This is a genomic window from Roseivirga ehrenbergii (assembly GCF_001593005.1).
In the GTDB taxonomy this organism is placed as follows: Bacteria; Bacteroidota; Bacteroidia; order Cytophagales; family Cyclobacteriaceae; genus Roseivirga; species Roseivirga ehrenbergii.
Map to the genome: position 1 here is coordinate 23,836 of NZ_LQZQ01000002.1, position 20,447 is coordinate 44,282.

A 20,447-nucleotide genomic window follows, 5' to 3' on the forward strand; every position below is an offset into this window, starting at 1 on the left:
TAAATGGACAAAAATGAACTACAACTAATCTTCTCCAGTGCCTATGACGAAAGTCAGTGGCTGCGCGTACTCCGAGAAGTATTTGGAGCCAACCGATTGTTCAATAGTCCCCGACCCATTTCATTGCCCAGCAACGACAGGGCCGAAGCAGCCTATGAACTGGGGAGTTTTACTACAGCCGAAGGCAGAATAGTAGGTATCTACAAAGTAATAATCAAACCCACAGTTTGGTTGGAAAGAAATAAAGTAGGCTTGCGCGAACTGCTCCGCAAGGTTTACCAATACGATGTAGACGCAGCCTTAATTGTTTTTGAACAAGGCATAAATTGGCGACTCTCTTTTGTATCAGAAATTAAGGTGCTCAACGATGAAGGAGAGGTGGTAAAACAAGCCACTGAACCCAAGCGCTACACCTACCTGTTAGGTGAAGGAGAAAAAACGCTCACACCTTCGATGCGCCTAAGTAAGTTGGCGGGGAAAGCCTTGGCTTTAAAAGACCTACTAGATGCATTCAGCGTAGAAGCTCTCAATCAGGAGTTTTACCACATCGTTGCCGACAAATTCTATCAACTCATTGGTGGTAGCTATGGCAAAGGTAGAAATGCGCATGATTACCAAGCTTTACTCAAAATACCAGGAGTTGGTAAAGACAGCCGAAGAACCTTTCAGGAGTTTGGAGTGAGGCTAATTGGTAGAGCAGTTTTTTGTTGGTTTTTAAAAGAGAAGAAATCAGATACCCAGCAAGCGCTTTTGCCAGAAAATTTACTTTCCTCACAAGCGGTAAAGCAAAACCCTGGTTACTATCATGGCATTCTAGAACCCCTTTTCTTCCAAACTCTCAATACCAAAATGGAAGAGCGCATTGAAGGATTGCCCGAGGGCACAGCGCAAGTTCCTTTTCTCAACGGTGGGCTGTTTGAACCTGATAAAGATGACTTTTATAAAGTAGATGCTGGAACAGGCCTTTCCACCAATATTAATACCCTCATCATTCCCGATGAGTGGTTTCTGGCTTTCTTTGAAGAGCTGGAGAAATACAACTTTACCATTGATGAAAACTCGGTGGCCGATGTGGAAGTAAGCGTTGACCCCGAAATGCTAGGCCGTATCTTCGAGAACTTGCTAGCTGAAATAGACCCCGACAGCGGTGAGACCGCCCGAAAAGCCACGGGTAGCTTTTATACTCCCCGTGAAATTGTGGACTATATGGCCACCGAAAGCCTGGTGCAATACCTGCATACCAAAACCTCACTAGAACCCGACCTACTCCGCCCTATTTTTAATATGGCAGAAGGAGAGCAAAAAGGGTTGAGCGAGACCGATCGTAGCGAAGTACTTAAAGCCTTGGATAAAGTAAAAATATTAGACCCTGCTTGTGGTTCGGGAGCCTTCCCCATGGGGGTATTACAGAAAATAGTAACGGGCTTGCAAAAGCTAGATACTGAAGCAACTTGGTGGACCCAGCAGCGGATCAATGAAAATAATGATGCTACAGCCCGCAAGGCCGTAAAAGAGAAGCTGAAAGGTAACCCAGAATACTCTCGCAAAATTGGCATTATCCAAAACTCACTCTATGGGGTAGATATTCAGCCGATTGCTGCTGAAATCTCCAAACTGCGTTGCTTCCTTACCCTGATTGTAGATGAAAATATCGATGATCAAAAACCCAACCGGGGCATAGAACCACTGCCGAACTTGGAGTTTAAGTTTGTAACAGCGGATACTTTAATTAAACTGCCCAAAGAAACTGACTTTGGTGGCCTCTTTAATGTCAATGACGATCTAGACAACCTGAAGCGATTGCGCATAGACTATTTGCAAAGCTATGGCATTGAAAAGGAACAAATTAAGCAGCGTTTTGAAGAGATAAGAAAACGCATAGAAAAAGAGCAGCTAAAGCTGGGTAAAAATGTAGATACCAATAGCCGTGCTTTTAAAATCAGCACCTGGAAGCCCTTTAGCCATGAAAAGGCCAATTGGTTTGACCCTGAATGGATGTATGGGGTAAAAGCCTTTGATATTGTAATTGGCAACCCGCCTTATGTGCAATTGCAGAAAGATGGCGGGGCACTTGGTAAAAAATACCAAAATGAAGGTTTTGTTACTTTTGCCCGATCAGGTGATGTATACAGCCTCTTTTATGAGCGTGGACAACAGTTGCTGCGCAAAAAAGGCATACTGGCCTATATTACTTCCAATAAATGGATGAAAACAGACTATGGGATAAAGACCCGTGAGTTTTTTACTAAAAACACCAAAATTTTGGCACTGGTAGATTTTGGTATGGCCCAGATGTTTACCAGTGCTACTACCTATACCAATATTCTAATTTTCAAATCTGAGAAGACTGAGCAGGATATTCTGCCTATTTGCCGCATTCCTAACTCCTTTAAAAACACCTCTAATCTCTATCAATTCGTACTCCATAATCTAGCCTTTGTAGATCATCCAAACAAAGAATCTTGGATTGCCTATTTACCAGAAGAATACAAACTTGTTAAGCAAATTGAACTCAAAGGGAAGCCATTGACAAGCTGGAAGAATATAATGTTTCGAGGTGTTGTCACAGGTTACAATGATGCCTTTATTATAAAGGCAAAGGAGCTTGAAACCCTTTTCAACTTGGATTCGAAGAATGAGGAGTTAATAAAACCAGTTTTACGAGGTGAGGATGTTAAGGCCTACTGTCCTGATTTTTCGGATTTATATTTGATAGCTACATTTCCTAGTCTGAACATAGAGATAGATAGTTATCCTGCCATTAGAGATTTTCTTGAGACAAGAAAGGAAAGGCTGGAGCCAAAGCCAAAAGGACACAAAGGTGCCTGGAAGGGCAGGAAGGCAGGCTCCTACAAGTGGTTTGAGACACAGGATAGTATTTCTTATCATAGGGAATTTGAGAAGTCTAAGATCATATTTCCGAACATGACCAAGTATATGCCTTTCACTTATGATGAAGATGGTTACTATACCAATCAGAAGTGTTTTATCATGACGGGTGAAAAACTGAAATATCTCACCGCAGTGTTTAATTCCAGGCTATGGAAATTTGCTTTTAGAAAACGCTTTCCTGAGTTGCTTGGAGATACCTATGAGTTGAGCAAAACCTATTTTGAAAAGATTCCAATCAAGCGAATTGAAGATACTTCGGTTTTTGATAAGCTAGTAGATTACATCATTTACATCAAAAAGCACGAAGCAGATTTCAATGAAGCACTTTCCATCGTTGATTTTTTCCAAAACCTACTGGAACTGCTAGTTTATGAACTCTACTTTGAGGCTTCGATGAAAACCCATGGCTGCGAAGTGGCCAAGCACCTCACCGAGCTACCTAATATTTCAGATGTCCCTGAAGATAAAGAAAAGTACAGGCTGATCTTTAAAACGCATAAAGACCTCACAAAACCAAGTCACCCCATCATGACGGTCTTTGTAAGCGCCACCAATATTCCCGAGATTAAATTGATAGAAGAGAGCCTTTGAAAAAGATCACTTCCATAACGCTAGAAAATTATCGTGCCTTTTATGGTAAATATGACCCTGTTTTACTGGAAAATGGAGAAAACGTTCTAATCTATGGGGAAAATGGCAGTGGCAAGTCTTCGTTATTTAAGGGGTTGCGAGATTTTTTAGAGGCTTCGAATGATCCAACATTTTCATTTATTAGGAATCATCATGATCCACAAACACGAGGAAGCCTTCAGGTGACATTCACTGATTTTGATGATCAAACAAAGGATAAAATACTAGGTACAGATACCAACCATTCACTCAACGATCCGGGGTTTACTAATAACCAGCCATTTATACAGAATGCCGATTTGGTGAAGGGTTTCTTAGATTATCGAAGACTCTTAGAGGTATACCTACATAAGGAAGAAAGGCCTAATTTATTTGAATTTATCGTCCTAAACTTGCTTTACAAATATCCCATTCCCGCAGCTCGATATAGGATTGGAGAGAAATGGAAACAGATTGATCACGACCTTTTCAACGTATATAACCGGAATGAACGGATACATGGAAATGCCATAACTGATCTGGCAGAATTCGAATCCAACCTTAGGCTGACACTTAATAGAATCTCCCGGCAGGTCAATGCTTATCTACTTCGATTCTTCAAACAAAACATGCGAGTTAATTATACCTTAGCCCCAATGCGTTTTGACTATGGCAGAGGCAAATGGCAATGGAATGTCATTAAAGATTTGAGGCTTGATATTACTCTTGATGGAGTAGCCTTGACCAATTATTCTGACATTTTGAATGAGGCTAGAATGTCGGCATTGGCCATTTGCTTATACCTAGCAGCTCAGCGAAACATTCCTCAAAACATTCAATACAAGGTGCTTTTCCTTGACGATATTTTTATTGGCTTGGACTCTGGTAACCGCATTCCTGTGACCAAAATATTACAGCATTCCTTTCCAGATTACCAGATGTTCATTACTACCTATGATAGACATTGGTTTGAACTCGCCAAAAACCTATTCAAAAATTCTGGTCAGTCATGGAAGTTCTTGGAGTTCTATGCCAAAAAGGAAAAGCCAGTCAACGTAACTTTTACTCGACCACTGATTATCGAAAAGGATAGTGCCTATGATAAAGCAGTTCAATATCTACATCACGACTCGAACCCTGATTATCCTGCTTCTGCTAATTACTTTAGGAAGCATTTAGAAGAAATCCTTTCCAAGCAGCTGCCTGAGCATGAAATTAGAAATGAAGACCAGTCTAAGATCGAAGCTTATAGGCTAAAAGATCTATTAAAAAGTGCCGAGAAATTTCTCAGTAAAATTAATGACTCAGTTGGGTTGGTCATGTTGGCTAGTCTTAATCCATATTTACATTCTTTACTGCATCCCTTATCTCATAATAATTTGAGCTCGCCTATTTATAAAGCAGAACTAATAGACCTCCAAAGAGTGCTTCCCTCATTGGAAAGTCATCTAATCTCTCTCAGTCATCAATACCGCCTATTCATCTCAGTCAATGAAAAATACGATCTCACTTTTCAAGTCAACCCTAGTCATACAGGGCATTTTAAATTGAGAGCGGAAGAAAACCACTACTTATACAAAGATACGAATGGCGCTATACAAGTATCATCCGGGAAGTGTCGGTGTGTTGTCAGTTATGACACAATTAATGGGGTTAAAACTCAGGTCCGAACACATACTGCCAATGATGTTAACTTCAACTACAATTCATTCTTAGGTAGTTACAATACTATACATGCTTATTTAATAGCACAACCTGCAACTGCGCATTTAATAGCCGTAGTAAATCCACTTACAGAATTAGCCTATACTCCCAGAGGCGGAAACCAAACCACAATTGAAGATTACAAGAATTCTCTAGCTTGGTAAATAAACAAACATTATGAAACCACTTAATGTCATTTACAAATACGGTCACTTTTACGACACAAAGACTAATCAGCGAGTATTGATTAAGGATGGGGAAGAGCTGGTGCTAGTGGTGCGATCTGATGCTGCTTTATTGCAGAATGATCCGCTTAATGAAATACACAAACCGAGAACTGCCAAAGAAATAGAGCAGGACATTGAAAGGCTCGATCATTTTCAATGGCATAAGAAAATCTTATCAAAAGGAGACAAACTATACTTTACCATCAACTCTCAAATTCTAACCTCAGATGACCAAGAAAAGATCAAGGTTACTTTTGAAACCGAGCTATTGGAAGACCTCTACTACTATAAAACTACTTCCGTTAGTCTTGCTTCTTGCAATTGTATTGTAAATAGAATTGTTGCTGGAAACTTACTCTTCTTTGAGTCTATTAATGCTGGCTCACTCAATGAAGCTCATAACAGAACATTTGTTCACTATTTCTCAAAATATGGTCAAGGTACTTCTCAGGCCAACAGTAAATTCAAATTGCCTAATGGTGAAAAGCTCGTGACATTGATGACTAGGAAATAGCATTGCAAAAGGAAATTAACCACACCAACCTTTCCAAAAAACGATCATGTATTTTTCTACCTTTGTATTTCTTGAGTCAAGGCTTAAGAAAACAACATTGGGTTAAAGCTTTATGCTAAAAAACGACAACTTATCGGACGAGGAGGTAATTGCATTCTTTAGAGCAGGAGGGCACGAACGCTATTTCGAGATCATTACCAGAAGGTATGAAACTTATATTATTAAGAAGTGTCGTAGCTACGTAAAGAATGAAGACGTTTCAGAAGATCTCTGTCAGGAGATTCTGATCAAGGTGTTTATGCAGCTCAAGAATTTCCGCAGCGATGCAAAATTTAAAACCTGGCTCTATTCCATTATCCACCACACCTGCATTGATTATTTGCGGAAGGAGAAAAAGAAAACGCACACCGTAATTTCTGAAAAGTTGATGGACGAAATGATCGACTTGGTGGATGAGGATGTATTGGACAAAGACGCCATGGAAACCGCTTTGTTTAAACTATTGGAAGAAATTACGCCTGAAGAAAAGTTGATTCTACTACTCAAATACAAAGAAAAACACTCGATTAAAGAAATTGAGCAAACCATGGGCATTTCGGAAAGTGCCGTGAAAATGCGTCTTTCCAGAGCCAAAGAAAAAATCAACAAGCTATATTCTAAATACAGCAATCACAATTAATCTATTCGGCAAAGTAAACCCGTTTTACTCGATCGCTTACATTGGTCAATATTTCGTAAGGAATTGTTTTCGCGTTTTTAGCCAAGTCGGAAATGGTCGGCTTTTCACCAAAAATGATGACGGAATCCCCTTCTTCGGCTTCAATATTAGAAATGTCTATCATCGTCATGTCCATGCACACATTGCCAATCACCTTGGCCATTTGTCCGTTCAGCATTACTTCGCCATTTCCGTTACTGAAAATTCTTGAGAAGCCATCGGCATAGCCAATCGCAATGGTAGCAATGCGCATGTTCTTGGTCACTTTTCCTTTTCTTCCGTAACCAATCGTTTCCCCCTTCTTCACATTTCTGATTTGCGAAATCACCGTTTTCAAGGTGCTAATCGACTTCAGCTCATGTTGTAAATTACCACTAGGCTCAATTCCATAAAGCCCAATGCCTAATCGCACCATATCGAATTGGTATTCGGGGTAACCCACAATTCCGGCTGAGTTTAATGCATGTTTTATAGTTTTTATACCCAGTTGCTGCTCTACTTTTTCAACATAGTTTTTAAAAGTGCGTAATTGTTGAAGCGAAAATTCATTGTGCTCTGCTTCGTCTGATGCCGCCAAATGCGTGTACAAACTTAGTACTTTAACATGGGGCAGATGCTTAATTTCATTGACTAAAGCTTCCAAATCTTCTGGGTCAAAACCTAAGCGGTTCATTCCAGTATTGATGGTAAAGTGGCCTTTCAGCTCAATGCCCCTTTTCGAGTAAAACTCTGAAAAAACTTTTAGTTGCGCGAAACTGTAGATTTCAGGCTCGATATTATAAGTCACCAAATTAGGTAAATCTTCCTCCGAAGGGTTAATCACCATAATCGGAAGGTTGATTCCTGCTTTTCGTAACTGAACGGCTTCATCTACATAAGCCACGCCCAAATAATCTACCTTATGAAACTGTAAAAGATGAGCAATTTCAGATCCTCCACTTCCATAAGCCAATGCCTTCACCATTATCAACAGTTTGGTTTCTGGCTTTAACAGGTGACGGTATACATTAAGGTTGTGCGTCACCGCATCTAAATCAATTTCTAGTACCGTGCGGTGAATACGCTCTGTTAGCTGCTTCGCGATTTGTTCAAAGCCAAAACTTCGGGCGCCTTTAATCAGAACAACTTCTTTCTCAAAACTATCTGTCGAATGCTGAAGAAAGTCTTCGGTTGAAGGGTAAAATTTGGTTGAAGTTGGAAATAAGCTTTTAAAGTCGGCAAGTTCGTTTCCAATAGCATAAAGTTGTGTAATTCCTTTTTCTTGTACCAGTTCGGCCACACGCGCATATGTAGTTTCTTTCGGGGCCGACTGTGGAATGTCGGAAAGAATCAGTGATTTTTTGGGGTAATGCTTTTGTTGAGACAAAAAGTCGAGCGCAATTTCAAGCCCAGCCAAATCATTATTATAGGTATCATCTATAATGTAGGTTTGGTTAATTCCCTTTTTCAATTCCAGACGCATTTTTACTGGCCGCAAAGCATCTATCCCTTTTTGAATTTCTGACGGAGACCAACCATTAAAATATGCGAAACAGATACAGTGCATTATGTTTTCTACATAAGTATCATTAACAGAATGTACTTTTAAGCTGAAGGACTCGGTTTTACTTTTGAGCATAAAAAACGAACCTTCCTTTTTTTCGACTTGAAGATCGGCTTTGGAATTAAAGCCCCAAGAGATTCTACGCTTGGGAGAATTTCCCATCCTATTCAGCCCTTCATCAATCAGGGGGTTATCATTGCGATAGTAGAGCTCATCTATGCCTTCAAACAGAATGAGCTTTTCATCTAGCTTTTGACTGATTGAGCTAAAGTATTGCTCATGTGCCGAACCAATATTAGTAAGGATTCCGTGCGTAGGCTTAATTACCTTTTTCAGAGCACTCATTTCGCCAGGCTCCGAAATTCCTGTCTCAAAAATTCCTAAATCATGCGCTGCGCTTAAAGGCCAAACGGAAAGAGGTACACCAATTTGCGAATTAAAACTCTTTGGGCTCTTACAAACATTCAACTTTTCGGAAAGCATTTGAGCCAACCATTCTTTTATAATGGTTTTTCCATTGCTACCTGTAATTGCCACAACTGACTTATTGAACGAAGCCCTTTTGGCTTCCGCTATTGCCTGCAGCGCCTTAACTGAGGAAGACACTTTAATAACGTTTGTTTGAGAAGGTACTGGCCCAATCTCCTTTTCAACCACAAAATTTTGAAACCCCGCTTTAATCAATTCGGGAATAAAAGAATGACCATCATGATGGAGACCATCAATAGCAAAGAAAAGCCCAGACTCTAGATCAAAGGCCTTTCTACTATCGGTCATTAAATGTGCGATATCGTTATCAATTCCTTTAGATAGATATTCGCCATCAATTGCTTCAAAAATCTGAGAGAGTTTCAAGGCTTAAAATTAAAAAAGTTTAGCACCATTCGGCACGGCCTTGTCGGGTCTTGCCAATATTATATTTCCGTCCTCATCAGGAAAGCCCGTCACTAAAATTTCTGACTTAATATTAGCTATTTGTTTTGGAGGAAAATTCACTACACATATTACTTGAGTGTTAAGCAAATCTGATTTAGCATAGTGATGCTTAATTTGGGCGCTTGATTTCTTAATTCCCAAATCAGTTCCAAGATCTACATGTAGAATCCAAGCTGGTTTTCTTGCCTTCTCAAAATCCTCCACTTGTATTATTGTCCCGACCCGAACGTCAACTTTTTCAAAATCCGACCAACTGATAAGATTATTCATATAAGATTATTGTTTACAGAGTTTTAACACTAAGTTAGTGGTTAGGTAAGAAAACTAAACAAAATAAAATATTGACCGTTTAGATAATTGCGATTTTTTATTAATTTTATCGCCCCATGAGATAAATACTATGAATAGACAACTACTTCGTATCTTCACTTTCGGAATTTTAGGGATGTCCATGCATTCTATGAGTGCCTTGGGTCAAGAGGGTGAAGAAGTGCTCTTACCTATTCCTAGACAAGAAAACACAGCTAGTCAAGACAGTATTCTTCCAGTTGATTTTCTTACTGAAGGCAAACGCGATATGCCTCTTGGCACTTCTGAGTCTACCATTTTAGGCAGCGAGTTAAATTCTATTTCTCTAGAAAAATCACCAGAGAAAAAGAACAACCAACCGAAAGTTGCGAATAAAGAAGATAGCCAATCTGCGCTTTCGTTCAATTTTCTTTACTACATCTTCTATAAATTTAAGCCCTCTGAGGTTTTTGAGAAGAAATAAATACCTTCTTTAACCTCTTTTGACCTTTTGAAAATTCATTATTGCAATGACGTTGCATTTACGCATACTTTGCCCCTATGATTCTCAAGCGTCTATCTTTATTAGTTTTACTTCTCGGCTTTTTTAACCTTTCTGGTTTAGCTCAAACCAATTGTGACTTAAAACTCTCTGGAATTATCGTTGAAAAAGAAAGTGGTGAAACAATTCCTTTAGCCACAATCGAAATTACACATACTCAAAACCGGGCAATTGCAAACGAAAATGGCGAATTTGAAATAACGAATCTTTGTCCAGGAAGCTATGAAATCTTAATACGATTTGTTGGCTATACCCCTTATAAAGAAACTATAAGTATTACAAAGGACACCAAAATTCAGGTAGAATTGGTTCCAGAAATCAAGGATTTAAGTGAAGTAACAGTTGAAGCTGAAAAAGCGGAAGAAATTGCAACCTTAAAACAACTTGAATTTAAAAAAGAAGAGCTTTTTAGAAAGAGTGGCGAATCTTTAGGAAAGACCCTTTCAGGTATGTCTGGAGTAAATATGCTTCAGACTGGCCCAAATATAGCCAAGCCCGTAATTCACGGCTTACACAGCAGCCGTATTCTAATTTTGAATAACGGTATAAGACAAGAAGGTCAGCAATGGGGACAAGAGCATGCGCCAGAAATTGACCCATTTGTAGCGACTAACCTTCAATTAATTAAAGGTGCTGCGGCAGTAAAGTATGGGTCAGATGCTATAGGGGGCGTTATTTTAGTAAACCCACCTGATTTACCTGAATCGGCTGGAGTTTCAGGTTCACTAAATGCTGTGGGTAACTCAAATAATGGCATGTATACTGGTAGTGCTATGGTGGAAGGAGGAATTGAAGGACTTAATGGCTTTGGTTGGAGACTTCAGGGCAGTTATAAAAAGGCTGGAGATTCTAAAGCACCAAATTATAGACTTACTAACACCGGTACACTAGAAAAAAATTTTTCAATTGGGCTGGGTTATCATAAAGAAAAAGGAGGACTGGAATTATACTTCAGTAGTTTTGATGCCGAAATGGGTGTGCTCAGAAGCGCCCATACGGGAAACCTCACCGATTTAGAACGTGCTATTGGAAGTGACAGACCGTTATACATCAGCGATTTCAGTTACGACATCAACAACCCCAGGCAACATGTTCAGCATCAATTACTCAAATTAAATGGACATACGGATTGGAGTAACCTTGGTACTTTTAACATGCAATATGGGCTTCAGAGAAACCAAAGAAAAGAATTTGACATTAGACGAGGAGGCCGATCTACCATTCCTGCGCTTTCGCTAGAGCTCATCACTCATACCGTGGAACTCGACTTAGACATGAAGCCGATTGGTGATTTTAAGGGAGATATTGGCGCCAGTTTTCTTTTTCAAGGAAATTCGAACGACTCAGAAACCGGTATTAAACCATTGATCCCCAATTTTGACAATTGGACTGTAGGGGTACATGGAATATGGCGATACATTCAAAATTCATATGAATTGGAAGCGGGGGTTCGATATGACTATAAACACTACCTAGTCAAACGCTTTGACTCACAAAACAACCTTCTAAAACCAGAATTTGATTTTAATAATATTACCGGCTCGCTTGGAGCCGTATTTTTTCTTCCCTCAGGCTGGAATTTCAGAACCAATTTAGGAACTGCCTGGCGTGCACCTCATATTAATGAGCTGTACAGTGGGGGACTTCACCATGGCTCTGCAGCCATTGAAATGGGGAATGAGAACCTTCTAAGCGAAAAGGCCATTAAGTGGATCAGTAGCTTTGAAAAGGCCTCTGAGAACTTCGATGTAAACATATCTGCATACTACAATTACATATATGATTACATTTATTTAAGACCAGAGAATGTTGAACTGACCATTCAAGGCGCTTTTCCGTTGTTGAGTTACACTCAAACAGATGCTTCGTTTATTGGACTAGACACAGATCTAAAATATCATCTCAATGAGCATTTTGATGTCACAGGTAAACTTTCATTGATAAAGGCAGAAGATCAGTTGAATAACGGACCGTTAATTAATATTCCGACCAATAGATTTTCGGCTGGAGTTACCTACAATTTTAATGACGGTTGGTTAACAGACCCATACATTTCATTATCAGCCGATATGGTAGACAAGCAAAGAAATGCACCAAGGGTGGTGAGTATTTCTGAAGTAATAGAAGCGAATGCCACAAATTCTGATCTTTTCTCGAACGATAAAACCGTATTTGACTTTTTGGCCGCACCAGCGGGTTATACCAATTTTGGTTTTAGCGTTGGCTTTAAAGTGCCAGTATCTGAAAACTACATTGCCGTTTACGCTTCTGTTGAGAACATGTTCAACAATAGCTATCGTGACTACATGAATAGATTACGCTACTACTCAGATGAGGTAGGCAGAAACTTTAGTATAAAACTGAATTATAGCTTTTAAAAGGCCTACTTAGATTGGCTTACTATAAACTTCTCTATGTCTTTAAGAGTCAAGTTACCTTCGTAATATGCTCTTCCAAAAATCACAGATTTAACACCAATTTCTTCTAGCTTTTTGATGTCGTCTATATTTCTTACTCCACCGCTGGCCAACACGTGAATTCCTTTAAAGCGAGATACGATTTCCTTGTACATCTCGAAGTTAGGGCCTTCTTGAATACCGTCTTTAGCTACATCCGTGCTCTTTACATATTTGAGTCCACGCATGTAGTAGTAATCAATATGATCGAACAAATCAATATTGGTGTCTTTTTGCCATCCTCTAATGGCTATTTTCCCATTCCTAGCATCGGCTCCTAAAATAATTTTTTCTCTTCCGTAAGAAACAAGCCAAGAACCAAACTGCTCTTTATCTGAAGTAGCAATAGAGGCAGCGGTAATTGAAGTAGCTCCATATTCGTAAGCCTTACTGATATCACCATCAGTTGCAATACCACCACTATAGTCTACTTTCAGTTTTGTATAACCTACTATTGACTCTAATACATGGTAGTTTACGGGAGTGCCGCTTCTTGCCCCATCTAAATCAACGATATGGATTTTCTTTACCCCACAATCTTCAAACCTTCTAGCAATGTCTACAGGACTGTCTTTGTAAACAGTACCATGTTCGTAATCACCTTGTTTTAAGCGGGTTAGTTTTCCGTTGATAATCGATATAGAAGGAACAATTTTTATCATATAGTTGAGAATATAAAGCTTGCAGAGCCAAAATTAGCAGTTTCTAACACCAAAAAGAAAAAAACGATATTAATATTATGTTAGAATTCAAGCCTAGTAAAATAGGCTTTTTGGGTCAAAATTCAAAGCGCAGAAGGGCGAAATATTAGCTAGTTAAAAGACAACACCTTTTAATTACCTATTCCTTTTCTGCATGTCCCTCCGTTATTAACTTAAAACCAGACCCATGAATGGTAATGATTTGAACCGATTCATCTGCTTTCAACATTTTTCTGAGCTTAGCAATGTACACATCCATGCTTCGAGCATTAAAATAACTATCGTCTCTCCAAATAATTTTCAAAGCAGTAGATCGGTCTAAGGGCTGATTTTCATGCAAACACAATAACCTTAAAAGCTCAGATTCTTTGGATGTAAGCCTATTCTCACCCCCATCCCAAGAGAGTATTTGTTTATCAAAATCAAATCGAAATGAGCCAAACTCAAAAATCTTTTGATCAGAAATTTGAGGATTCTTTTCAGCCGTTCTTCGAAGTATGGCTTGAATACGTAGTAGCAACTCTTCCATACTAAAAGGCTTGGTAATGTAGTCGTCACCTCCAATTTTAAAGCCTTCAATGGTATCTTCTTTCATAGATTTGGCCGTGAGAAAAATAATTGGAGTTACTTTATCGTCTCTCCTAATCTCTTTAGCCATAGAAAAACCATCCTTTTTTGGAAGCATCACATCAAAAAGACAAAGGTCAAAAGCTTCGCGTTTGAATGCCTTAACGCCCTCCTCACCATCGCGGCAAAGCTTCGTTTCATATCCTTTCAGCGAAAGGTATTCGTTTAAAATTTGACCCAAGTTAGGGTCGTCTTCTACAAGTAATATTTTAAAACTAGCCATGATTGAAAGGTAAATATACTTTAAATGTGCTTCCTTTTCCTAGGTCGCTTTTCACAGAAATGGTTCCTTTGTGCATTTCAACAATGTTTTTTACGTAAGATAACCCAAGGCCAAACCCTTTAACATCGTGAATATTGCCTGTAGAAACACGGTAAAATTTTTCGAAAATTTTGTCAATATCTTCTCGGCTCATACCAATACCTTTATCGGATATTTTTATGATAACGCCTGTTGAAATGTTTTCCGTTCTAATATGTATTTCTGGGGGCTCTGGAGAATACTTATTGGCGTTATCTAACAGGTTGTAAATGATATTAGTAAGATGCACCTTATCCGCCTCAATAATTGGATTTGAAGCCAATAACTGGCTAGAAATGGAGCCCTGACGTTTCTGTACTAAAATGTCAATATTCACCAATGCCTTCTCAATAATATCATGCACATCGGCAGTTTCAAATTTCAACCTAAAGTCTTTTTTATCCAGACTAGCAATTTGAAGTACCTTTTCTACTTGCATCCCTAGCCTTTTATTCTCGTCCCGAATAACTTGAATGTATCGGTCTACTATGCCTTCATTCTTGCGAAGGTCGGCATCTTGAAGTGCTTCGGTAGCCAAAGAAACCGTAGCAATAGGCGTTTTAAACTCATGCGTCATGTTATTAATGAAATCGTTCTTGATTTCAGAAATCCTTTTCTGACGAAGAATGACTACAACAGCATAAGTAAAACAACCAATCAAAATTAGCATTAACAGCCCAGAAGCTGATAGCGGCAACAAACCCTGCTTCAAAAGAAATTGCTTTTGGCTAGGGAAATAAACGCTTAGAAAATAATCTTTAGGTTGTAAATCTGTTGGAAAGAGGTTGGCCTGTAATTTTGAGTTTTTGATATTCTCTAAATCATCTACACTTGAAGTATTTATCAAATTGGTCTTTCCTGTTCTACGTTCAATAATTCCATAATTGTATTCTAAGTCAATCCCGCGATTTCTCATTTCTCTTTTTAGAAGCGTATCTAACTCTGCTGGGTTTACCCTAGAAAAGAGATTATTACTTCCTACCAAATGTTCTGCCCAGTCTTTCTGAATAGATCTTAATCTATTCTTCATTTGTTGTTCTAACTGAAAGCGCTCCTGCTCAAGGTTAGGATAGGTTTGAGAATAAAAATCTTGAAGCATTAAGCCCAGATTTATATCAAAATCAATTTTATTATTGGTCTCATCTATTGCAAGGTTATATGTAATCAAACTTGGATCGAGATAGGGCATTGGCCGCCTATTTTGAGGCTTATATTGATTGATCAAACTATCCCTTTGCCTCATTCTTTCGGGCAAACTTGGCATCATTTGGCTAACATCTGTCTGCAAAAAGTTAGTATCATTTTGCCGAGCCAACTTATTGGTTACCTCATTTAATGCGGTTTGAACATTCTGGGTAAACCGCTCTTCGTTTACCTTAGTTACTTCCTTGATCCAATAAAATTGGAAGACGATCAAACCAAGCATGGCTATGCTCAGCAATCCTATCAACCATCTTATCTTCATTCTACTCATGGTTCAAAAGTACTTTAATAAAATGGTCATGGTTATGGGCTTAACAAAAATTAACATGATTTAACCGCCTTTTAACAATGCCATTTTCGTTTATTAAATACTTTCGTATCAACAACTTAAAGGTTAAAAAGATGAATAGGTCAGGGAATAAAAAAACACTAAAAATCGTGGCATTCATTGCCATAGTAATTTTAATCGCTACCAGTTTTGTTGGTCATGCACAAACCCAAGAACGTAGTCAATCGCAGTCGGTTTCTATAAATACCACTGAAGATGGTAAAATAAAGCTCAAGGTGGTAATGAAAGAGGGAAATGACACCAAGACTTTTGAAAAAACATATGATAGCTACGATGAAATTAACGGTGATCCAGATTTAGAGAAAAATGGCATCGATTTAAGTGGCTGGAACTTTGGCGGAGGAAACTCAGGTTTTGGCTCTTCATTAAGGTCCTTCGGCAGCGGCCCATCCATGTTTGATTTCGACATTGATAATATGCGCAAATACATGGAATCAATGATGCGCGGAGGCTTTGGAACCAACAACTTCTTCTTCAATTTTGATAATGACGATCCTTTTTTTATGAACATGGATTCACTCCAAAACCGATTGAACTTTCATTTCAAAAATGGAAAAATGTTTCGGAATGGAGACGAGATTATGGACATGGACTCGATCAGAGATGCTTTGAAAAACAGGTTTGGCAGTATGAATTTTGACTTCGATTTTGATAATGACAGTGGAAACTCTAGCGCATGGGGTTTTGGCAACGATAATGATGATGAAGGTTTCCATTTAATCTCACGAGCTCGAGTTTTTGTTCGCGCAGCAAAAGACAAGGATAAAGAAGTAGTTGGAGCAGATAAAATGGAGCCGATTGAGATTAAAGACATAAGCTTTTACCCGAACCCAAGCGATGGGCGGTTTGATCTAGAAATAGAAACTACTAGCCGCGGGCCATTACAAGTCAAAATTGTAAGCCCAACTGGAAAGGTAATATATAGCAAAACTGATTCATCAGGCGAATCGAGCTTTAGCTTCAACATTGATATTTCAGATGAAAAGGAAGGTTTATATATTTTACAAGTAATTCAGAACAATAAAACGCTTACAAAAAGGGTGATTATTGAGTAAAAAATATTCATTCTCATTTTCAAAGAGGAAGGTTTGGTCGATCTTCCTCTTTTTTATTTTTCTACACAGTATATTTGCCCCTTAATTTATTTGAAATGGATTTAGTGAATGACCGATACACCATTCAAGGTGTAGATTTAGTAGAGCTTACCGAAACGTATGGCTCTCCGTTATATGTGTATGATGCCGATAAAATTGAAGCTCAGTTTAAAAAGCTTACTTCTGCTTTTAGCGGAGTTAAAATGAAGGTAAAATATGCCACTAAAGCCCTTACAAATATTTCAATTCTTAAGCTCTTACGTAGCATTGGTTCCGAACTCGACTGTGTTTCTATTCAAGAGGTACAATTGGGACTAAAAGCTGGTTTTGAGCCCAATCAAATTTTATATACTCCCAACTGTGTTTCTATTTCTGAAATAAAAGAAGCGGTGGAATTAGGGGTGATGATTAACCTCGATAATATTTCTATTCTTGAACAATTCGGAAACGAATTCCATGATACCGTACCGGTTTGCATCCGCTTGAACCCACATATTATGGCGGGTGGAAACAAGAAAATTTCAACCGGTCATGCCGACTCTAAATTCGGAATTTCTATCTATCAACTTCAGCATATTGTTAGAGTTGTAAATACATACGGACTGAATGTTACGGGTTTACACATGCACACGGGTTCTGATATTTTAGATGCCGAGGTGTTTTTAAGAGCTGCCGCTATTTTATTTGATGCCGCTAAAAGTTTTAAAGATTTAGAATTTATCGATTTCGGTAGTGGCTTTAAAGTAGGCTATAAAGAGGCCGATATTGTAACCGATATCGAAGAGCTTGGCGAGAAATTAAGTGCCGCTTTCAAGGATTTCTGTAAAGAATATGGCCGCGAGTTAGAAATGTGGTTTGAACCAGGTAAGTTTTTAGTAAGTGAAGCAGGTGTTTTTCTCACAAAAACCAACGTAGTTAAAACCACACCAGCCACCGCCTTTGTAGGGGTTGATTCTGGAATGAATCATCTGATTCGTCCTATGATGTACGATTCGTACCATGAAATAATGAACTTGTCGAACCCAAATGGCACAAAGCGAATTTACACCGTAGTGGGCTATATCTGTGAAACCGACACTTTTGGATTAGACAGAAAAATGAATGAGGTAAAAGAAGGCGATATTATTGCCTTCAAAAATGCTGGTGCATATGCCTTTAGTATGGCCTCTAACTATAATTCAAGGTTAAAGCCTGCCGAAGTTCTGATTTACAAAGGCGAAGCAAAGCTAATCAGACAAAGAGAGGTGTTCGAGGATTTAGTTCGCAATCAGGTTGAGATAGACATTTAGAATAATTAGTTTTTGGTTCGGTTTCTGTATAAGAACAAATTGAAACAAGCGGCTTCTGGCTTTTTTGTTTTTAGAGTTACGGGTTTCAAAATATTCTCATACTTTTACTAACAATACAATCTAAGAGAGATGAAAAAAACATACATTCTATTTGCGGTTTTGGCCATTGCCACAATTTCATTCAGCTTCACTACCGTTCAAGATGCCGAGTTAAAAAAGAGCATGGCTGACGGCAAAAGTGTTTACGAAGGGCTTTGCATGGCTTGTCATATGAACGAAGGACAAGGTATTGCCAATGTTTTTCCTCCATTAGCTAAGTCTGATTATTTAATGAAAGACCTCGACAGATCAATTAACGTATTGATTAAAGGCCAGCAAGGTGAAATCACTGTAAATGGCAAAAAGTATAAAGGAGTGATGCCAGCAACCGGTTTAGACGACAAAGACATTGCCGATGTACTTAACTACGTTCGAAACTCTTGGGGCAATAAAGGCGATAAAGTTACGGCAGAACACGTAGCCAAAGTTCGGGCAAAAAAATAAAACAATATCTAATAGCCTCGTTTGAGGCTATTTTTGTTTACACCAAGTCTTTTCTAAAACAAACAGAAATACTTTTAAGAAAATGAGCGTTAAGGCTGTAATGAAAACCCTAAAAACTGGACTGACACTTTTTGTGCTAACAACATTTGTAGCCGCAGGCTGTAAAGAAGTTTCTGGTGATGATACTCCAGCAGACAGTGCTGAAATCAGTAATTTATTTTCCGCTGCTCAAGAAGTAGGTACAATTGCTTCTGAAGATATTGATGAAGCCTCAGGCCTTGTAGCGAGCCGTTCTAACAGCAACTATTTATGGACACACAATGATAGCGGTGGCGAACCCATCGTATATCTAATGTCGAAAACTGGAGCCGATGCCAGCAAAGCCAGATTAGAAGGAGCTCAAAATATAGACTGGGAAGATATTGCGATGGGTCCTGGGCCTGATGATGCCATTCAGTACTTATACGTGGGCGACATTGGAGACAATAGTGCGAGAAGATCTAATTTAACCATATACAGAGTATCCGAACCTGATTTGAACATTACAAATATTCCAAGTTCGCAAACTCTTTCAAATGTAGAGGCCATTAATTACGTGTATTCAAATGGAGCAAGAGATGCCGAAAGCCTAATGGTTGACCCATTGACCAAAGACATTTATATCGTTTCTAAACGTGAGTCACAAGTAGGACTTTACAAATTGCCTTACCCTCAGTCATTAATAGAAATGGACACCGCAGAGTTTTTAATAAACATGCCTTATTCTGGTTTTGTGGGAGGCGATATTTCTATGGATGGTTCTGAAATTTTGATCAAAACCTATTTTGAAATTTACCACTGGCCCAGAGCCAATGGAACAACGGTTAAGGATGCGCTAACTGAAAAACCTAGCAGATTAGCCTATACAGCCGAGCCACAAGGAGAAGCCATCTGCTTTTCAACAGATGGCTCCGGATTTTTTACTGTAAGCGAAAAGAATTCTGCCGATCCTGTTCCGTTGCTTTTTTATAGAAGAAATTAACTTGCGCTAATCGTATTCAAAGTAGCTGTAAAGGCATTGTAATACGATCTGCCAATCGGAATTTTCTTATCTTCCATATGCACATGATTCGTATCAATGGCGGTAACTGCGTCTACTTGTACTACAAACGATTTATGTACTCTGAGAAATTTATCTTTCGGAAGCTTATCTGTAATTTCCTTGAGTGATTTTCTAACGGTATAGCTTCTGTCCTTTGTGGCATGTAGAGTGATATGATTCCCGTCTGCTTCAATCCACATTAGGTCAGAATACTTTACTTTTTCTAGCAATGTTTTCTTTTTAATGAAGATGGAGTCATTGCTGTAAGTAGTTGGGTTTAGGGTGGATATATTGCTAATGCCTGAGCTGGCTGCAATTCTTTGTTTATTAAATAATGCTACCTCAATGGCCGCATAAACGTCATCTTTGGTAAAAGGCTTTACAATAAAACCTAATGGACGAGTGTGTTTTGCGCGGTTAACGGTTTCCTTGTCGGAATAAGAGGTAATGTAAACAAAAGGCACTTTATACTGCTCGTGAATAATACCGCCTAGCTCTATCCCATCTTGGTCGCCTTTAATCTTTACATCCAGCAATATAAGATCGGGTAATGAAGCTTTAATTGCTTTGATCGCCTGATTTGCCGAATTGGCTATTTCGGTTTGCTCATAACCGAAAATGCCCAGCATTTCCTGCAGGTTTTCCGCAATAAAAGGTTCATCTTCAACTATGAGAATTCGTGGCGATTGGTCATAGTCATTGTTGATTACAGCCATTTTTAATTTCTATTTAGGTGTGTTGGGTGAATTGTTTTTTTGTCAGTAATTACTGAATATGCTATCTTAAATTTAGACAAATTAATTCACAGAG

General features: G+C 38.8%; 16 protein-coding genes. 10 read left to right on the plus strand and 6 right to left on the minus strand.

Going from position 1 to position 20,447, the window contains the following annotated elements; translation table 11 throughout:
• The first annotated feature begins 3 nt into the window (after window positions 1-3).
• The 4 genes from MB14_RS02100 (at window position 4) to MB14_RS02115 (ending at window position 6,625) form a co-directional block, all read left to right on the plus strand.
• On the plus strand, window positions 4-3,483 hold the full coding sequence (locus tag MB14_RS02100; protein WP_062588215.1) for an Eco57I restriction-modification methylase domain-containing protein: 3,480 nt from the start codon (window positions 4-6) through the stop codon (window positions 3,481-3,483).
• On the plus strand, window positions 3,480-5,369 hold the full coding sequence (locus MB14_RS02105; RefSeq protein ID WP_062588218.1) for an ATP-binding protein: 1,890 nt from the start codon (window positions 3,480-3,482) through the stop codon (window positions 5,367-5,369). The genes MB14_RS02100 and MB14_RS02105 overlap by 4 nt, the downstream gene beginning before the upstream one ends.
• A gap of 13 nt (window positions 5,370-5,382) precedes the next feature.
• On the plus strand, window positions 5,383-5,946 hold the full coding sequence (locus tag MB14_RS02110) for a hypothetical protein (protein WP_062588220.1): 564 nt from the start codon (window positions 5,383-5,385) through the stop codon (window positions 5,944-5,946).
• A 112-nt stretch (window positions 5,947-6,058) separates the two neighbouring features.
• Entirely contained in the window at window positions 6,059-6,625 is a 567-nt protein-coding gene (locus tag MB14_RS02115; RefSeq protein ID WP_062588222.1) for an RNA polymerase sigma factor, read from the plus strand.
• Between the two features lies 1 nt (window position 6,626).
• Here MB14_RS02115 and MB14_RS02120 read toward each other — a convergent pair whose 3' ends face one another.
• Window positions 6,627-9,062, minus strand: coding sequence for a bifunctional UDP-N-acetylmuramoyl-tripeptide:D-alanyl-D-alanine ligase/alanine racemase (locus tag MB14_RS02120; RefSeq protein WP_062588224.1), 2,436 nt, complete (start codon window positions 9,060-9,062; stop codon window positions 6,627-6,629).
• A 9-nt stretch (window positions 9,063-9,071) separates the two neighbouring features.
• Window positions 9,072-9,413 (minus strand): tRNA-binding protein, encoded by a 342-nt coding sequence (locus MB14_RS02125; RefSeq protein ID WP_062588226.1) that lies wholly within the window; start codon window positions 9,411-9,413, stop codon window positions 9,072-9,074.
• Window positions 9,414-9,543: 130 nt separating this feature from the next.
• Here MB14_RS02125 and MB14_RS02130 point away from each other — a divergent pair, with 130 nt between their 5' ends.
• A complete protein-coding gene (locus tag MB14_RS02130) occupies window positions 9,544-9,915 on the plus strand; it encodes a hypothetical protein (protein ID WP_132644034.1) in 372 nt (123 codons plus the stop codon).
• 77 nt (window positions 9,916-9,992) lie between these two features.
• Window positions 9,993-12,371, plus strand: a complete 2,379-nt coding sequence (locus MB14_RS02135) for a TonB-dependent receptor (RefSeq protein WP_062588230.1) — start codon at window positions 9,993-9,995, stop codon at window positions 12,369-12,371.
• 5 nt (window positions 12,372-12,376) lie between these two features.
• Here MB14_RS02135 and MB14_RS02140 read toward each other — a convergent pair whose 3' ends face one another.
• From MB14_RS02140 to MB14_RS02150, 3 genes are all read right to left on the minus strand, one after another.
• Window positions 12,377-13,111 carry a 1-(5-phosphoribosyl)-5-[(5-phosphoribosylamino)methylideneamino]imidazole-4-carboxamide isomerase gene (locus MB14_RS02140; protein WP_062588232.1) on the minus strand — a complete coding sequence of 245 codons (735 nt, stop codon included), beginning with the start codon at window positions 13,109-13,111 and terminating at the stop codon, window positions 12,377-12,379.
• Between the two features lie 178 nt (window positions 13,112-13,289).
• Window positions 13,290-14,000, minus strand: coding sequence for a response regulator transcription factor (locus MB14_RS02145; RefSeq protein WP_053223358.1), 711 nt, complete (start codon window positions 13,998-14,000; stop codon window positions 13,290-13,292).
• Window positions 13,993-15,543: a sensor histidine kinase gene (locus tag MB14_RS02150; protein ID WP_165899471.1), complete on the minus strand. Its 1,551-nt coding sequence runs from the start codon at window positions 15,541-15,543 to the stop codon at window positions 13,993-13,995. Before MB14_RS02150 ends, MB14_RS02145 begins: the two co-directional genes overlap by 8 nt.
• Window positions 15,544-15,683: 140 nt before the next feature.
• On the opposite strand from MB14_RS02150, the gene MB14_RS02155 reads away from it, so the two are divergent.
• The 4 genes from MB14_RS02155 to MB14_RS02170 all read left to right on the plus strand — a co-directional run bounded on the left by MB14_RS02155 (window position 15,684) and on the right by MB14_RS02170 (window position 19,577).
• Complete coding sequence (locus MB14_RS02155) at window positions 15,684-16,685, plus strand: T9SS type A sorting domain-containing protein (protein WP_157716530.1); 1,002 nt, start codon at window positions 15,684-15,686, stop codon at window positions 16,683-16,685.
• Window positions 16,686-16,780: 95 nt separating this feature from the next.
• Entirely contained in the window at window positions 16,781-18,013 is a 1,233-nt protein-coding gene (lysA, locus tag MB14_RS02160) for a diaminopimelate decarboxylase (RefSeq protein ID WP_053223361.1), read from the plus strand.
• 129 nt (window positions 18,014-18,142) lie between these two features.
• Window positions 18,143-18,556 carry a c-type cytochrome gene (locus tag MB14_RS02165; RefSeq protein ID WP_053223362.1) on the plus strand — a complete coding sequence of 138 codons (414 nt, stop codon included), beginning with the start codon at window positions 18,143-18,145 and terminating at the stop codon, window positions 18,554-18,556.
• A gap of 82 nt (window positions 18,557-18,638) precedes the next feature.
• A complete protein-coding gene (locus MB14_RS02170) occupies window positions 18,639-19,577 on the plus strand; it encodes a hypothetical protein (RefSeq protein WP_062588238.1) in 939 nt (312 codons plus the stop codon).
• On the opposite strand, the gene MB14_RS02175 is transcribed toward MB14_RS02170, so the two are convergent.
• Window positions 19,574-20,353 (minus strand): LytR/AlgR family response regulator transcription factor, encoded by a 780-nt coding sequence (locus MB14_RS02175; RefSeq protein WP_062588240.1) that lies wholly within the window; start codon window positions 20,351-20,353, stop codon window positions 19,574-19,576. The genes MB14_RS02170 and MB14_RS02175 overlap by 4 nt on opposite strands.
• Between the last annotated feature and the right edge of the window lie 94 nt (window positions 20,354-20,447).

Coding starts and splice junctions, on each gene's coding strand:
- MB14_RS02100 (WP_062588215.1), top strand. CDS start 4: ATGGACAAAAATGAACTACAACTAATCTTCTCCAGTGCCTATGACGAA.
- MB14_RS02110 (WP_062588220.1), top strand. CDS start 5,383: ATGAAACCACTTAATGTCATTTACAAATACGGTCACTTTTACGACACA.
- MB14_RS02115 (WP_062588222.1), top strand. CDS start 6,059: ATGCTAAAAAACGACAACTTATCGGACGAGGAGGTAATTGCATTCTTT.
- MB14_RS02125 (WP_062588226.1), bottom strand. CDS start 9,413: ATGAATAATCTTATCAGTTGGTCGGATTTTGAAAAAGTTGACGTTCGG.
- MB14_RS02130 (WP_132644034.1), top strand. CDS start 9,544: ATGAATAGACAACTACTTCGTATCTTCACTTTCGGAATTTTAGGGATG.
- MB14_RS02135 (WP_062588230.1), top strand. CDS start 9,993: ATGATTCTCAAGCGTCTATCTTTATTAGTTTTACTTCTCGGCTTTTTT.
- MB14_RS02140 (WP_062588232.1), bottom strand. CDS start 13,111: ATGATAAAAATTGTTCCTTCTATATCGATTATCAACGGAAAACTAACC.
- MB14_RS02145 (WP_053223358.1), bottom strand. CDS start 14,000: ATGGCTAGTTTTAAAATATTACTTGTAGAAGACGACCCTAACTTGGGT.
- MB14_RS02150 (WP_165899471.1), bottom strand. CDS start 15,543: ATGAAGATAAGATGGTTGATAGGATTGCTGAGCATAGCCATGCTTGGT.
- MB14_RS02155 (WP_157716530.1), top strand. CDS start 15,684: ATGAATAGGTCAGGGAATAAAAAAACACTAAAAATCGTGGCATTCATT.
- lysA (WP_053223361.1), top strand. CDS start 16,781: ATGGATTTAGTGAATGACCGATACACCATTCAAGGTGTAGATTTAGTA.
- MB14_RS02165 (WP_053223362.1), top strand. CDS start 18,143: ATGAAAAAAACATACATTCTATTTGCGGTTTTGGCCATTGCCACAATT.
- MB14_RS02170 (WP_062588238.1), top strand. CDS start 18,639: ATGAGCGTTAAGGCTGTAATGAAAACCCTAAAAACTGGACTGACACTT.
- MB14_RS02175 (WP_062588240.1), bottom strand. CDS start 20,353: ATGGCTGTAATCAACAATGACTATGACCAATCGCCACGAATTCTCATA.